This is a genomic window from Pseudarthrobacter naphthalenicus, assembly GCF_029076445.1.
GTDB classification, from domain to species: Bacteria; Actinomycetota; Actinomycetes; order Actinomycetales; family Micrococcaceae; genus Arthrobacter; species Arthrobacter naphthalenicus.
Genome location: NZ_JARESG010000003.1, coordinates 37,878 through 53,207, shown reverse-complemented (window position 1 = coordinate 53,207; position 15,330 = coordinate 37,878). Strand labels below are relative to the sequence as shown.

General features: G+C 62.8%; 14 protein-coding genes. 6 read left to right on the top strand and 8 right to left on the bottom strand.

Annotated elements, in window-relative coordinates:
• Positions 1-37: 37 nt before the first annotated feature.
• Positions 38-1,399 carry an alpha/beta hydrolase domain-containing protein gene (locus tag PY310_RS03870; RefSeq protein ID WP_275212873.1) on the top strand — a complete coding sequence of 454 codons (1,362 nt, stop codon included), beginning with the start codon at positions 38-40 and terminating at the stop codon, positions 1,397-1,399.
• Positions 1,400-1,574: 175 nt separating this feature from the next.
• On the opposite strand, the gene PY310_RS03865 is transcribed toward PY310_RS03870, so the two are convergent.
• On the bottom strand, positions 1,575-1,829 hold the full coding sequence (locus PY310_RS03865; RefSeq protein WP_275212872.1) for a hypothetical protein: 255 nt from the start codon (positions 1,827-1,829) through the stop codon (positions 1,575-1,577).
• A gap of 156 nt (positions 1,830-1,985) precedes the next feature.
• Between PY310_RS03865 and PY310_RS03860 the strand changes: the two genes are divergently transcribed.
• Entirely contained in the window at positions 1,986-3,380 is a 1,395-nt protein-coding gene (locus PY310_RS03860; RefSeq protein ID WP_275212870.1) for an IS1380 family transposase, read from the top strand.
• 95 nt (positions 3,381-3,475) lie between these two features.
• Here PY310_RS03860 and PY310_RS03855 read toward each other — a convergent pair whose 3' ends face one another.
• The 4 genes from PY310_RS03855 to PY310_RS03840 form a co-directional block, all read right to left on the bottom strand.
• Positions 3,476-3,940 carry an RES domain-containing protein gene (locus PY310_RS03855; protein ID WP_275212868.1) on the bottom strand — a complete coding sequence of 155 codons (465 nt, stop codon included), beginning with the start codon at positions 3,938-3,940 and terminating at the stop codon, positions 3,476-3,478.
• Between the two features lie 3 nt (positions 3,941-3,943).
• Positions 3,944-4,336, bottom strand: a complete 393-nt coding sequence (locus PY310_RS03850; RefSeq protein ID WP_275212867.1) for a hypothetical protein — start codon at positions 4,334-4,336, stop codon at positions 3,944-3,946.
• Between the two features lie 1,177 nt (positions 4,337-5,513).
• Positions 5,514-6,824, bottom strand: coding sequence for an MFS transporter (locus tag PY310_RS03845; RefSeq protein ID WP_260323357.1), 1,311 nt, complete (start codon positions 6,822-6,824; stop codon positions 5,514-5,516).
• A gap of 90 nt (positions 6,825-6,914) precedes the next feature.
• A complete protein-coding gene (locus PY310_RS03840) occupies positions 6,915-8,129 on the bottom strand; it encodes a M20 metallopeptidase family protein (RefSeq protein WP_275213137.1) in 1,215 nt (404 codons plus the stop codon).
• Between the two features lie 147 nt (positions 8,130-8,276).
• On the opposite strand from PY310_RS03840, the gene PY310_RS03835 reads away from it, so the two are divergent.
• A complete protein-coding gene (locus PY310_RS03835; RefSeq protein ID WP_221384567.1) occupies positions 8,277-9,311 on the top strand; it encodes an Lrp/AsnC family transcriptional regulator in 1,035 nt (344 codons plus the stop codon).
• A 241-nt stretch (positions 9,312-9,552) separates the two neighbouring features.
• On the opposite strand, the gene PY310_RS03830 is transcribed toward PY310_RS03835, so the two are convergent.
• Both PY310_RS03830 and PY310_RS03825 read right to left on the bottom strand, forming a co-directional pair.
• Entirely contained in the window at positions 9,553-10,851 is a 1,299-nt protein-coding gene (locus PY310_RS03830; RefSeq protein WP_275212865.1) for an amidohydrolase family protein, read from the bottom strand.
• Between the two features lie 71 nt (positions 10,852-10,922).
• Positions 10,923-12,485: an AbgT family transporter gene (locus tag PY310_RS03825; RefSeq protein ID WP_275212864.1), complete on the bottom strand. Its 1,563-nt coding sequence runs from the start codon at positions 12,483-12,485 to the stop codon at positions 10,923-10,925.
• Positions 12,486-12,688: 203 nt separating this feature from the next.
• Between PY310_RS03825 and PY310_RS03820 the strand changes: the two genes are divergently transcribed.
• The 3 genes from PY310_RS03820 (at position 12,689) to PY310_RS21615 (ending at position 14,657) form a co-directional block, all read left to right on the top strand.
• On the top strand, positions 12,689-13,720 hold the full coding sequence (locus PY310_RS03820) for an Lrp/AsnC family transcriptional regulator (protein WP_275212863.1): 1,032 nt from the start codon (positions 12,689-12,691) through the stop codon (positions 13,718-13,720).
• Between the two features lie 371 nt (positions 13,721-14,091).
• The gene (locus tag PY310_RS03810; RefSeq protein ID WP_275213145.1) at positions 14,092-14,382 is read left to right on the top strand and encodes a hypothetical protein; all 291 of its coding nucleotides are present in this window, start codon (positions 14,092-14,094) and stop codon (positions 14,380-14,382) included.
• A 26-nt stretch (positions 14,383-14,408) separates the two neighbouring features.
• Entirely contained in the window at positions 14,409-14,657 is a 249-nt protein-coding gene (locus PY310_RS21615; RefSeq protein ID WP_419095447.1) for a helix-turn-helix domain-containing protein, read from the top strand.
• 396 nt (positions 14,658-15,053) lie between these two features.
• Here the strand turns inward: PY310_RS21615 and PY310_RS03805 are convergent, their stop codons facing one another.
• Positions 15,054-15,224: a hypothetical protein gene (locus PY310_RS03805; protein ID WP_275212862.1), complete on the bottom strand. Its 171-nt coding sequence runs from the start codon at positions 15,222-15,224 to the stop codon at positions 15,054-15,056.
• Between the last annotated feature and the right edge of the window lie 106 nt (positions 15,225-15,330).

Sequence of the window (15,330 nt, the reverse complement as noted above, 5' to 3'; positions counted from 1 at the left end):
CACAGACACACCAGCAGCTTTCAGGAGATGCAGCAAGATGACCACACCTTCCTTGGCCCAACACGCCCTGATTCAAGGCCCGATCCCCGAGACTACGGATAATGCCGCGGTCGTCCTTGAGCCCTACGGCTTGGACCGGCTGTCCGGCTACGACTACGTCCAAGAGGAGTACTTCGTCTCAGGCGTAGCCGCAGACCATGAGTATGCCACGCGTATTCTCGTCCGCCGCCCAAGGGACATGAGCAAATTCAACGGGCGCGCCCTTGCTGAAGTGAGCCATATCTGGGGCGGGACATCCGTATGGCGAGCCTACAACCGACAGTTGATGCGTGGCGGGTACATGTGGGTGGAAATTGACTCCCAGGCACCGTCGGCACTTGATCTCATCAAGGGGGCGAACACCGAGCGATACTCCAACATGAGATTCATCGACGGAGAGCTGGCCAGCGATTTCGCCGCAACCATCCCCTTCACGGAGAACCCGACCCCCGAACTGCTCGCCCAGCAGTACGACGAATTCAAGAAACGCTGGTGGCAGGCCACACCCCAGTCCTTCGAGATTATCGCCCAAGTCGCAACCGCCCTCCGTGCCGGACTGCCAGGTCTTCCCCAAGCTACCGTCAGGACGCTCCTTTTCGCGGGCATCTCACAAACTGGCGGCGTGGTCCGACGCTTCATTGAAAGACACCACAACGTACGCAGACGCCCAGATGGTGGCCCAGTTTTCGACGGCTACCTTCCAGGGGCTTCAGGGGGCGACGCCCTCCCGGACATTGATGTGCCGGTCATCGAGGTCCTGGGAGAGGCCGAGTTCCAGTCTGTTCGCTGGGCGTGCGGAGTATCCGGCCAGGTCCGAGGATTGAGCCATCGCCGCAAAGACTCCAACACATTCCGTCTCTTTGAGGTCGCCGGAATGGCCCACCGCGAAACCCGGCACATGAGCGACCGGGACAAGAACAGGCTTCGTGACTGTCCCCTCCCGGAAGGGGCAAAATGGTCAACCTTTCCGAACTCGCACGTTTACAACGCACTTCTTGAAATGCTCGCGGACTGGTCCGAAGGACTGCGCATACCCCCGGCCTCTAAGCTGCTTGCCACCATGGGCGAGACGGACACGATTGTGCGCGGACAATGGGGAAATGCCGTTGGAGGCCTGCGCACCACATACACCGACGCGCCGCTTTCAACCCTCGTAGCAGCCACACCAATGGGGCGTCCCTCCTGGTACCACGGCCACGAGATTCCCCTCAGCCCCGAGAATCTCCTGGAAACCTACGGAACCCCTGATGAATACCGGCGCATCCATGCCCAGGTAATTGATCGGATGCTCGCTGAGGGCTTTCTGTTGGCCGAAGATGCCGAGGAACTGCGGCGTACAGCCGAAAGCGTCATTTTCTAACGTTCCGTGAGGGCCAGGGCTTTGACGTATGTCCTGAGTTCTCAGGCCACGCTCACATACGGGCGTCACGGCCCCCCTTGCGGGCACTCCGCTGGCCATTTTCCAACGCCGATAACCGGCCTTTCGTCAGCTAACTGACAGCTGGGCCTGACTGCAGAGGCTGTTGAGGCGTGCCCTACTCTTCACGCCGCCACTTGAGCTTGAGGATTTCGAATGCTTCCTTGATAGCTGCAGCGTCATGGTGGACGTCGACGATCTGGGTTCGGCCAAGTTTGGGGCTGACTTGGGGATCCCCCGGCCGCTCAAAAACGGCCCACAAGCGAAGGTCATCGCCGTGCCGGGAGGCGAAGGTAACCCCGTCGACCGCTGTTGTTTCGTAGAGCCATGCTGCGATGGCCTGGGTCAGCTGCCGAGGTCTGGCATCCTTCAACGCCGCGGTATCAAAGTCAGCCAGCCCGAGACTTAGCCTCGATCCACCGGACGAGTTGAGGTCGTAGCGGCGGTTTAAACGGAGAATGCCTGTCGGGTCGGGAAATATGGGGTTTGTCTAGAACTCCGTTTTACCAATCCGAGAGGCATCTCGTAGGTGCAACTTTTCCATAGATCCACGCGCGTGTCAGCCGCGTTCGATGATTCCAATCTCGTGTCGGCAGCAGGTCTGGTCCCGGCGATGGCGCTGGCGGTAAAAACCTGCCTTGGCGAACTTGCTGATCAGTGGCTGACGCTGCCCGGATACTTCGGCGCGAATGCGGGGTTGAAGGTCAGTGCACTGGTCGCGGGCATGGTCGCCGGGGCCGATTCCATCGATGACATGGCCTTGTTGCGGCATGGCGGGATGAAGAAACTCTTCGCCGGTGCATATGCCCCGTCGACTTTGGGATCGTTCCTGCGGGCGTTCACCTTTGGCCATGTCCGCCAGCTCGACGCCCTCGCCGCCCGGTGGCTGGTGAACCTCGCCGCCGTGGCCCCGATCGCCTCAGGTATCGATGATTACGCTGTGGTCGATATCGACGACACCATCAAAGAAGTCCACGGCTACCGGAAACAGGGTTCCGGATACGGTTACTCCGGAGTCCGGGGATTGAACGCGCTGATCGGGATCCTCTCGACCGCGACCGCGGCGCCGGTCATCATCGGCGCCAGACTGCGCAAGGGAAGCTCCGGCTCCCCGCGCGGGGCCGGGAAGTTCATCAGTGACGTCCTCGCCACCGTGAAACGGCTGCGCGGAAAGGATGCCACCGGTTTGGTGCTGTTGCGTGCCGACAGCGCGTTCTACGGCCACTCGGTCGTCGCCGCTGCCCACCGCGCCGGCGCGAAAGTGTCCATTACCGCCAGGATGGACCCGGCCGTCAAAAGAGCCATCGCCACCATCAACGAGAAGGCCTGGACCACAATCCAATACACCGACGCGGTCCGCGATGAAACCACCGGAGCCTGGATTTCCTCGGCGGAAGTCGCCGAAACCGCCTTCACCGCGTTCGTGGGCCGAAAGAAAGCCGACCGCGTCCACGGACGCCTGGTCGTGCGCAGGATCCCGGAACTGAACGCCAAAGCAGGCGAAGGGCAACAGACCCTGTTCCACACCCACCGCTTCCACGCCTTCTTCACCACCAGCGACCTGGACACCGTCACCGCAGACAAAACCCACCGCCAACACGCCATCATTGAGCAGGTCAACGCGGACCTCAAAGACAGTGCCCTGGCGCACCTGCCCTCGGGAAAGTTCACCGCCAACGCCGCCTGGCTGGTCCTGGCAACCATCGCTTTCAACCTCTCGCGCGCCATCGGCACCCTCGCCGGCGCCGACCTAGGCAAGGCACGCAGCGGCACCATCCGCCGAAAACTCATCACCGTCCCCGCCAGAATCGCGACCTCGGCACGGAAGATCACCCTGCACCTGCCCGCTCAATGGCCCTGGGAAACCAGCTGGTCAGAACTCTTCGAAGCGACCTGCGGGCCACCACGGACCGCCACCACCTAACCACCCAGCCGATACGGCACAACCAGGACCACGGAACATCACCGGCAGCAAGGCCGGGAACCCCGTCACGCCCAACGACCGAACCCGCACCAACATCAGAACGACCCCGCCCCATCAAACCAGGCCGGTGGATCGAGACTCAAAGCCGTGGCGATGAAATGCGGATACAGGGCGGCCACGGTTTGCGAGGCGGTGACGGCGCAGTAACGCCCGGAGAGCTCGGCGCGGGTCGCGGCGCGTGCCTCCAGCCATTCACGCGGAACTTCGCCTGGTGGGATGGTCGGGTACAGTACCTGGTCTTCATCGTCCTCGACGATTTCGTCCACTTCCGCAGCGAGCCGGGCATCGCGCCGGAAACCGGCCAGAACCTCTAGTAGGCATGCTTTCAGGCTTGAGCCGGCGTAGACAGTGCGGAAGTTGCCGTGCAGGTCGTCCCAACGGCCGGGGAAGCGGCCGTCCGTGGCCCATTCCCAGCCGCTCCACGCCCAGGGTTCGGGGCGGAACCCGATGCGCCATACAGTGCCGGCCGCCGGAATGATGGCTAGTTCGTTCTGCTCCATCCGTCAGCCGGCGGCCGCGAAGGCCCGGGCAGAGGCAAGGACAGATTGTGCGGCTTCGTCGATAAGGCCTTCACGCAGCAGCCTCGCCGGCGGTACGTCGTCCAGCTGAGGGTTCATGCCCTGGAACCAGGCCTGAACCACGGTCCGGGAGTCGCGCTCGGCCAGCAACGCCGCGACATGATACGCGTGCCGCAGCCGGGTCATGACTTCTGCGGAGGGCTTCCGCTGACCGTCGGCCCACTGGCGTACGGCGCGGGTTTCTTTCACTGAGCCGATGTAGGCGACAAGTTTCGCTCCCAGGATGTCCCTGAGGTCGCGGACCAGCTCAGCCTCGGGCAACCTGATGGAATCCTGGTGGGCTTTCAGACCTCCGCGGGCTCCTGCAACTGCTGTCATGTCTCCATGCTGCCACGGATGACACAGTATTTCAACGGTTAGAACACACAACAAATCACACCCGAAATAACAGGTTGCAGAACGCCGATAATGGAGAATTCGTCAAACTGCCCAAGCCTCAGTCCTGTAGGTATTTGAGGACAGCAAGGAAAAGCTAGTGGGCGGGTCCGAGGGCCAGTTTCACGCCGAAACCTACGAGGACAGATCCGTGATGCTGTTGATGATGCGGATGTTTCGGGCGACCTCGAGCCAGCGGGCGGCGCAGCCCGTGCCGGATTAGCAATGTGAACCAGGCCATGGACAGCAGGCAGTGGACGCCGGCGAGCAGCACGCCCATCAGCAGTGGTGACGTGCCTGCGGGTATGAACTGGGGGAAGGTGGCGATGTAAAAGACACCCACCTAGGGATTGAGCAGGTTTGTTCCGGTTTGTTCCGGTACCGGTCAGCCAGCCTTTGAACAAATGATTGCTTCCGGAGGTGAATTCAGCCGCTTTACCTGCCGGCTTGGCAGGAACTTTGTCTTTTCGCAGACTCTTCCGCAGGAGAGTCGCTCCCAGCCAGACCATGTAGGCCGCTCCGGCGAGCGGAAGCACACGGTAGGCCTACTCCGAAGCGGCGAGCAGCGCTGATACGCCCACGGCTACGCCCCAGATCATCGCGCCGGTGCTGATCCCCAGGGCGGTGGCGAAGGCGAAGCTTCGCGACCGGGAAATGGATGACCGCAGGACTAACGCTGTGTCCAGGCCGGGCCGGGGACCAGTGTCAGAAGTCAGGCAACAAGCGCGAAGGAAAGAACAGCTGACATGAGAGTCACCGTTCAAGAATAGGTGGGGGAGAGCTGTAGCGTTCGAAAAAGGAGTCTGTTGCGACGATGGTTGAAAACCTCCCCTCATAAGTTGGAATGCATCAAGCAGCCGCGCGCAGTTCAGAAATCCCCCCGGGCAAGCCCACTGCGGACGGAACCTTGAACGGTGGACAGGCAGGCAAGCACTTCGGCACTCGGGGGCTGAAAGTCACTTATCCCGCGGGAGTCCGGCGCGGAACCTACCCGGCGGACGGGGGAGCGGCGGTCCCGGCCAATCACTGTTTCGCAGCTCAGAAAACCCTTCCCCTCCCTAAGACATGCCTTGCAGTGCCGCCTCGCCATCGTCGCAGGGGCAATGGTGTGGGCCGCTGGCTAGCGGGTGCTGAGGTCGATGCCGCGGCTTTCGCGTAGCGAGAGCGCTGTGGCAGCGCCGATCAGCAGCAGGACGATCGTGTACACCCCGAAAACGGTGGGGCCGCCGGGGCCGAACCAGATGCTGAACCCGGCCTGGAGGTATGCGGCGGTGCCGCCAAAGGCTGCCACGCAGAGTGCGTACGGGATTGCCACTCCGATGGTGCGGACGGCAGTGGGAAAGAGTTCCGAGTAGACGGCTGGCATGATGGAGGCGGATGCGGCGATGAAGACCAGCATGGCAGACATGGCGAGTCCCAGTTGCATGGCCGAGTTTTGGACGAACCAGGTGGCGGGGAAGAAGGTCAGCGCGCTGCCTATGCCGCTGATCAGGAGGACCGGTTTCCGGCCTATCCGGTCTGAGAGCCGGCCCCACAAGGGCAGGGCCACGATGAAGACCAGGTTGGCTGCCACGCCGGCCCAGAGGGCTTCCGTTGCGTCGATCTTCAGGACGTTGATGGCGTAGGCCGGGGTTGAGACGCCCCAGACATAGTAGGCGACAGTCAGGCCCACGGTAAGGCCGATGACCTGCAGGGCCTGGCGCCAGTGCCGGGCCAGATCGGTGAACAGGCTGCTGTGGGGTGGGGTGGGGTTGCCGGGGACGACAGCGTCATGGGTGGCGGTCCCGGATTCGAAGAGTTCGGACTCTTCCATGCGGGCTCGCATGACCAGAGCGACCAGCCCGAAGACTGCGCCGAGGAGGAAGGGGATGCGCCAGCCGTAGGCGGCCATGGTCGATTCCGGCATGGCAGTGGAGAGGACTGCGCCCAGCAGGGTCCCGAACAGGATGCCGACTGTGCCCGAAGCGTAGATCAGCGATGCCCAGTAGCCGCGGCGGGACGGTGGTGCCATTTCCGAGAGGTAGGTTTGGGCGCTCGGAAGCTCCCCGCCATGCGCGAGGCCCTGGATCAGCCGTGCGATAAGCAGCATGACCGACGCGCCCGCGCCGATCGAGTCGTAGGTGGGGGTCAGTCCGATCGCCAGGGAGCCGAGCGAGGCCAGACCGACGCAGAGCGTCAGTGAGGCCTTGCGGCCTACCTTGTCGCCGATCCAGCCGAAGATAAAACCTCCGAGCGGGCGCGCGACAAACCCGACGGCGAAGATCGCGAGGGTTGCGAGGAAGGCGCTTGAAGTGTCCTGCTTGCTGAACAGTTGGGAGGCAATGAAGGAGGCGAACGTGGCGTAGATGGCCCAGTCGTACCATTCGACGGCGTTCCCGGCGCCGGTGCCAATCAGCGTCTTGAGGATTCGGGACCGCTGGGGCGGGCTCATGCGGGTGGACCCATCGGCCTGCGTGGCCATCTTGGGGCGGGGAGTGGACATGGAAGTCTCCTGGGAAGGGGCGGGGAAGGTAAGCCAGGCTCAGGCGGAGGCGAGGCGATCGAGGGCAAGACGTGCGTAAAGTGCGGCTCCGTCGGCCAGTACGGCGTCGTCGAAGACGGCAAACGGTGAGTGATTGTAGGCCGCTGTGGCGGCGTCTGTGCCTTCGGGGACGGCGGAGAGGAACAGGAATGCGCCCGGCACTTCGGCCAGGACGCGGGAGAAGTCCTCGGAACCTGCCAGCGGGTGGGCCAGCTCGCTGTAGCGCCCGGGGCCGAACAGTTCCTCGACAGTGTGTCGCGCGAAGGCGGACTCGGCTCCGTCGTTGAGGGTCACCGGGTACTCCTCGATGTAGTCGACCGAGACCTCCAGCCCGTGGCCTGCTGCGATGGCTCCCAGCAGCCGCGGAATTGAGGTTTTTAGCCGTGTCTTGGCTTGGGCGGAGAAGGAACGGATGGTGGCTTCGAAGCGGGCCGTGTCAGGGATGACATTGCGCTTGGTGCCGGCCTGCAGCATGCCGACGGAAATCACGACAGGGTCGAACACGTCGAACTGGCGGGTGACCATGGACTGCAGCGCCAGCACCATTTCGGCGGCGACCGTGACCGGGTCTTTGGCAGCGAACGGTGCCGAGCCGTGCCCGCCTGCCCCGTGGACGGTCACGACCAGCCCGTCCGAGGAGCTCATTACCGGGCCCGGACGGGAAAGGAAGGCCCCGCTGTCGCCGAGGGCGCTCATGACGTGCAGTGCGTAGGCGGCGTCCGGGCGGTGTCCGGCGGCATCCAGGACGCCCTCGCGGATCATGACTCCAGCGCCGTCGAAGCCTTCTTCGCCGGGCTGGAACATCAGGACGACGTCGCCGGAGAGGTGGTCCCGCCGGGACGCGAGCAGGTTCGCCGCGCCCACCAGCATCGCTGTGTGCAGGTCGTGGCCACAGCCGTGCATTGCGCCGGGAACCTCGGAGGCATACGCAAGACCTGTCTTCTCCTGTACCGGCAAGGCGTCCATATCACCACGCAGCAACACCACCGGACGCACCGATTCTCCGGCGTTCGATCCCGCTGCTCCCCGCAGCACGGCCGTCACTGACGTGGTGTCCGTGCCCGTGGTGATCTCATAGCCCAGCCCATCGAGGGCGGCGAGGATTTTTTCCTGGCTGCGCGGAAGGTCCAGCCCGACCTCCGGCTCGCGGTGCAGGCGGTGGCGAAGGTCGGCAATCTGGCCGGCCAGGGCGGCAGCATCATCGCGCAGGGCGATGGTCAGGTCGGCGGAGGAAGCGGGACGTGCCACGGCGGGCCCTTTCGCAGGAAAATTGGATCCCTTGAGTGTGAAGGTCTCACCCATACACACGCTCGATATCGTGAGAAAATTGCAGTCAACCATCTGAAAACCGAAGGATCCTGCATGGAGCTTCCTCCTGATGACCTCGAACTGATTCACGCTCTTCAGCTCGCTCCCCGCGCCACGTGGACCCAGCTCGGATCCGTGCTCCGCCGGCATCCGGCAACCCTTGCCGCCCGCTGGGAACGGCTCCGCGCGGAAGGACAGGCTTGGATCACCGGTCATATCGGCACCGCCGACGGCCAGGGGTGTGTCACTTTCATCGGCCTCGAATGCCGTTCCGGGCACCGGGCGGAAGTACTCGAACGCCTGTGCGCTGTCCCCGAGATCGGAACCGTGGAGGAAGCGGCCCGGGCCTGGGACCTCCGGCTGACCGTCCTCACCCGCAATTGGGAACAGGTGGCCAGGGGCGTGCTGCCAATAGTGCGCACCGATCCCGACATTATGCGCAGCCAAGTGACGCTCGCGACCAGGCTCTACTCGGCCGGAAACAACTGGCGCCTGGACGTGCTGTCCCCTGAGCAGCAACGACGCATAGCTGCCCTGCATCCCGGCGTGACACGTCCGCCCGGCGCCACTCCTCCAACCTTGCCGCAATTAATGACCGTACTGGCACGGGACGGGCGAGCCTCCGCGGTCGAGATCGCAGCCGAAACGGGCACCCATCCGACCACGGTTGCAAGACACTTGCGCCAGGCATGTGAGACCGGCCTGCTGGCGTTGCGTTGTGAACTAGCCCAGGACTGGTCCGGTTACCCCATAGGTTGCCAATGGTACGTGCGCGTACCGCCCGCCCAGCTGGAGGCGGCAGTAAGTTATCTTCGCTCCTACCGAACCTTAAGGCTTTGTGCCGCCACAACCGGAGACGCCAATCTGACGTTCTATCTCTGGCTACGCACACCAGGTGCCATCGCCGACGTGGAAGCCGGCCTCCAACAGGCTGCACCTGCGGTGCAAGTCATCGAGTCCGACGTCGGGGTCAGAACGCACAAACGTACGGGATGGATGCTGAACGAGGATTCCACCGCCACCGGCGAAGTAATTGTCACCCCGGTCCTGCCCCCAGCACCACCGCTGCACGACCACCGCCGCCACTGAGAGGCGCGGCCCCACCATTAGACGGAGCACCACCCCGACTAGTGGCGGGACGTTTTTGCCGCAGCAAAGACCGCCGCGGCCAGTAACGGGGCCGGTCCGGTGACCGGCCGAGGGGCGCAGTAAGTGCGCCTCGTGGGAGCCCGGTGTCCGGTCCCTGCGGTGATTGTCGTCGATCCATGGAGTTGGTCTATAAGTGTTTCGATGAGGGCCTGTCCAGTCCGTCGAGGTGGTTCCCTGAGTTTCAGGAGGCGTTGAACGTCGAGGCGGCGGGCATGGGGAGCCATCCTTTGAGGTCCTTCACGCATCGTCCGCCTTGGATGATGGCGCCGATGGTGGTCGGGTCTGAGAGCAGGCTGATGTCCGTTAGCGGGTCAATCTCTGTTATGACCAGGTCGGCGAGCTTGCCGGCCTGCAGGGTGCCAAGGTGGTCGTCCAATCTCATCAGTTCCGCCGCGTTTTTGGTGGCTGCGACAATGGCGTCCATGGGGGACAGGCCCAGTTCAACCATGTACGCGAGCTCTTTCAAATTCTCGCCGTGGGGACAAACGCCGGCGTCTGTGCCCATGGCGACCTTCACCCCTGCTTTGAGAGCCGCGCCGAGATGTTCGCGGGCGATCCCGGACCACAGCACTTTTTTCTCGTACAGGTAGGCCGGGACCTTCGCGGGGTCCGGGACGCGCAGGGCGGAGCTTAGGGTCGGGACCAGGAAAGCGTCCTGCTCCTGCAGGAGCGCGATAGCTTCAGCATCGATCTCATATCCGTGTTCGATGCTCGTAACCCCTCCACGCAGTGCTTCGAGGATGCCGGCGGCACCCTGGGCGTGTGCCGCGACAGGCTGGCCGCTGCGGCGGGCGGTCTCGTTCTTTATCAGCCGGATCTGGTGTTCAGGAACGCCAAGATCGTGGGGTGTGTCCGAAGGGCTGGATACGCCGCCTGTGGTGCAGATCTTGATGACGTCGGCCTCGGAGCGAATCAGCGTCCGAACGGCGCGTCGCATTTCGTCGTCAGAATCTACGGTCATCAAGGCCGTCAGTGACATGCTCCTTTCGCCGTTGGGCATGCACGTGTCGGCGTGTCCCCCGGTGGGGGAGAGCACAGCAACCGCCAAATGAAGTCGCGGGCCGAGGATGGCGCCGCCCGCTATTGCCCTGCGGTAGCCAGCGTCGAGACCGCCGAGGTCCCTGGCTGTGGTGATGCCGGCCATGAGGGTGTCGTGGATGATCCCTGCGGCGGCCAGGACGTGTTCGGACTCGAACCGTGCGGCGCGCTGTGCCGGGGGCGTTTCCAACGATAGCGACAGGTGGACGTGAGTATCGATGAACCCGGGCAGGAGCGTTTTTCCTTTGAGGTCCACGGTCGTTGCTTCAGGATGGTCATCGGGGCCGCGCCGTGGGCCGGCATAGAGGATGCGGTCACCGTCGATAATAACTTCTGCGTCATCGACAGGTGCTGCGCCGGTGCCGTCGATCAGTCTGGCTCCCGTGAGCCTCAGAACGGCCCCGGTGGGGGAGGGGGTCAGGGGAAGTCGTGCTTCGTGCATCACAGTACTGCCTTACGTCGCATCATTATGGTTGGTGTTCTTGGCGTCAGGGGCGCAGTCTTTTGTTTCGGTCAGCGGACCAGGATTCCCATGCCCGGCCCGGTTCCGGTGCCGGTGAAGAAGAATGCGCTGAGCACGAGTACCCAGAGGATCCAGAACACGATGGTGAAGGGGAGCATCCGGCCGATTATCGAACCAATGCCGGCGTCGGGCTCATATTTTCGGAGGAACGCGAGGATGATGACGAGGTAGGGGTTCAGGGGAGTGAGGGCCTGGGTGGCGGAGTCCCCGACGCGGAAGGCGGCCTGGATAAACCCGGCTTCATAGCCGATCAGGGCGAACATCGGAATGAATACTGCGGCGATGAGGGTCCACAGCGAGGAACCCGACGCGATGAGCAGGTTCAGCAACGAGACCACCACAATGAATGCGATCACGGCACCGAAGCCGGTGAAGTTGACGTCCTGCAGAGTGCGGGCGCCGTTGACAGCGACCCAGGAGGCCAGACCGCTCCAGGTAAACAGGGCCAGGAATTGAGCCATGACGAAAGCCACCACGATGAAGGAAACGGCGTCCTTGACGGACTGGCCCATCATCTCAACCACGGATTGGATCCCCGTGATCTTGCGCAATCGGGCCCCGTACACGATGGAGGGAACGATCAGGACGGTGAACACGAGGAAGATGACTGAACTCAGCAGGGGGGATTTCGGCAGGAACCCGCCTTGCTCGTTGCGCAGCGGTGAGCCTTCGGGCAGGGTCAGTGCCAGCACGCCGGCGACTACGAGCACCAGCGCCAGCCCGGCCCAGCGCAGGGCGCTGCGTTCGGGTGCGGTGACTGCTGCGGATGCCGCTGCATCACTGTCGTGCTCGGCTGCCTTGCCGGTACCGACGCCCATCCGGTTCAGGCGTGGCTCAAGGATCTTGTCAATGACAAGGCCGCCGGCCACTGTCAGAACGACCGATAGCACCACGTTCAGTGCCAGGTTGGACACCGCCGTCACGGGAAGGACCGCCCCGGCCACTGGTACGGCAGCAGCGTTCGAGATGCCGGCCAGCAAGGCGTCGGTCGACGTGACGAAAGGCGTGCAGCTGAACGCGGCAATGCCGATCGCGTAGGATCCCAGCAGCCCGGCGACCGGGTTGCGTCCTGCAGCTTTGAACACCAGCGCCGCGATCGGCGGAATTACCAGGATCGAGGCGTCAGACATGATGTGTGCGCACAGCGCCACGAGCGCAATCACGTACGGCAGGGCCCATCGCGGTGCCCGGCCCAGCGTCGATTTCACGAGAGTGAGCAGCAGGCCCGTGCGTTCTGCCACGCCGACGGCAAGCAGCAGGGTGACCACTACGCCGAGAGGGGGAAAGGAGATGAAGTTATCGACCGCTGTGGTCATCAGCCAGGCGATGCCCTCGCCGGTGAACAGTCCCTTGACGGGAGTCAACTTGCTGCTGCCGGGAACCTGCGTGTTGACGCCGAACCATGACACAACCGTAGAGACAATGCCGACCCCCAACAGCAAGTAGAGGAACAAGGCGAAAGGCTCAGGCAGCTTGTTGCCGGCGCGTTCTACACCGTCGATAATCCGGGCCCCAAGTCTGCGGCGCGGCTCCGTGGGAGTCTTCAGAGCCATCACAACGCTGACCCTGCATTCGGGAGGCAAAAGGCGACCTGGCCTGCCCGGCGTATCACTGCAACCTGCTTGTCCGCTTTTGCGACGGACTGGAATGATGAGGGGGATCCCATTGGTTCTCCGATGTGGCGTGGGTCATATGGACGAAGGCAAACTCTACGGTCCACGAGAACATGCGTCCCAAAATGCAGGAAAATAATCCCATGGAAGAAATAGTGCAGCATAGTTCTCCCTTGGCGGAACGGGACATTGAGTTAGTCAACGCCCTCCAAGTGGCACCGCGTGCGCCATGGGAAGACCTGGCTGAGGTCCTGAACGTTCACCCCACGACGCTTTCGCGACGATGGGCGCGGTTGACCGGTGCTGGACTCGCCCGTGTCTCGATCACACCGGGGCCAGAACTTTTGCGGGTCATGGACGTGGCGTTCGTCGAACTGACCTGCCAGAACAACCGCGTCCTGGACGTTGTCGAGAAACTCATTCCGGACCAGCGGCTCATGTCCATCCAGTTCATCGCCGGCCCGGCACATCTTTTGTTGACGATCGCTGCGGCAGAGCACAGCCTCTCCACTTTCCTGCTCACTACCATCGGCAGTCTTGACGGGGTGCTGCACTACTCGGTGCGTTCCGTCACCAGCCAGATCCTCGACGCCGGCCGGTGGCACTTCCACGCACTGCCGGCAGCAAAACTGCGCAGCCTGTCCCAACTCCATAAGCAAGCATTTAATGCCGGCGAAGGAGCCGCGGTAAAAATGGATACCGCCAACCAGGCTCTGATGCGTGAGCTCAGTGCTGATGGCCGCGCCAGTCTTCGCGAACTCGCTGCCGTCGCCGGCATATCCCCGGTGGCCGCCGCACGGCGCGTTACCCGCCTGGTCGGTGGAAAATACATCACCGTGCGCTGCGACGTCGCCCGACGAGGATCAGGACGCAGCTACAGCGCCATCCTGTGGGGCTCAATACCGCCTGACCGGGTCCCGACCCTGGGTGAAGGACTCCCCGACCGGGTACCGGCCCTGCGCCTAATGTCATCGGTCACCGGGGCCAACAACATCCACATGGTCGTCTGGCTAAACAACCCCATGGACCTACTCCACGTCGAGCGGCAGCTCCTCCAGTCCGTTGACGGCCTGGCGATCGAGGACCGCCGTATAGTGCTCCGCACCTTTAAATACAACGGCGTAAGACTCAACGACGACGGAACATTTGGCCAGATAGTCCCCATGGCCTACTAGCCATGAAAACGAGAATGCTGGCCCGCTCAGGACTTGCTTGGAACGAACACCCTGATGAACAAGCGGATGTCCGCCGGCGACCATTGGAGTTCGCACGCGAGCTCATCTCCGAACGCACCATCGCCGGCCTCGCGTCAGCCTGCGCTTGTGGCCGGAATGGGGAAGGCCCTACAAAATGACCGCGGCGAAACTCCGGCTCGCTTTGGCGTCCATGGGCAAGCCCGGAACCAAGTCAGCACCCTCTGCACCGAACTCGGGATCACCCGCCAGACCCTGACCGGCATGTATCCCCGACCGGGGAACCCCAGCCCGGGCTGCTGGAGGGAATCGCCGGTACCCTTCAGGTACCCCTCGACGCCACCTTCGAGCTCGTGTCGGCGATCGGAGACGAGATGCCTCTGCTGCAAAGTTTCCTCGAGCGTCAGCGAGAGAGGGATGCGATCTTCGACTACGAATCGGGAGGCGTATTCGTGATCTTCCGACGCCAGTATGCCGAAGGCGACATCGCCTTCTATACCGGTGTCCATGGAGGGTACATCGGGGCCATCAAGGGGCTGTCGAGCGTACCGGCGCACTTCGCCGCTGCCGTGGCTCTCGCTCGGATGGGGAGAAAAGACCGCTGTCTGGTCGACGCGCGGATCGCTTGGCCGAGACTTGCTTAGGACCACCTGTCGAGCCTGCTCCCGGGATGGGCGGAACGATTTACGCAGGGATTGAAGACCATCCCTTCCAGGAGAGGACAAGAGTCATTGAGACCGCAACCCTGTTTCTAGAGAGCGGATCCATCAAGGCTGCGGCGGAGTCCCTCTATTGCCATCGGAATACGGTGGTCAATCGGTTGGCGAGTCTTCGCGCAGCAACTGGACTGGATCTTCACGTACCGCGGGACGCGGCGCTGGCAACGGTCTTACTCGCGGACGTGGCACCAGAAGCTTAGCCACACGATCAGGCTCTTGGCAGCCACCATGCCCCGGGGCGCAGAGGAAATAACCGATCAGGCAAAGCTAGGACGGTCTCAGTGCTTTGCAACAGCTGTCCTAGTCCAATATCAGGTTCCACTTTCTGTTCCTCAGTACATTCATTGCCAGTCGCCTTTGCTCTGGCAAGTTCGCCCCCGCGTTCGCATCAGACGTTCACCGCAGCCCGCTGGCTGTTGTCCAGAAGCTATCCCTCGCTACGGAGCTTTTCTAGTCACAGAAGACGTACGGCGATCGGGTGCCAATTTCCACTGGCACGGTCAGAAATGCTACGAACAGTGCCTACCAGGGTGTCCTAACGCCGATAATGGAGATTCTGTAAAGCTGGCTGAGTAGGGGAGTGGTCTGCGCCAGCTTCAGCCTTCCTGATCCCTACTTTTTTCGTCGACCAGGAAGTCCTCGATGACCTGTCCGCAGGCGGTATCAATGATGATTGTGGAGTTGGCCGGCCAGGACTGGTCCGGCGTGGGGACATAGTCGACGTTCGAGATGCTAGTGCTGTTTTTCGCACGGTTGAAGGCATCCACGATTTGGCCAGTGCGGGTGTTGGGCCGGCCATGCATCAGATGCGTGGTCGGCCGGGGCGCTTCCCTTGGCCGGCGGGGCTGACACAACTGCGTCCAACCAGACGGA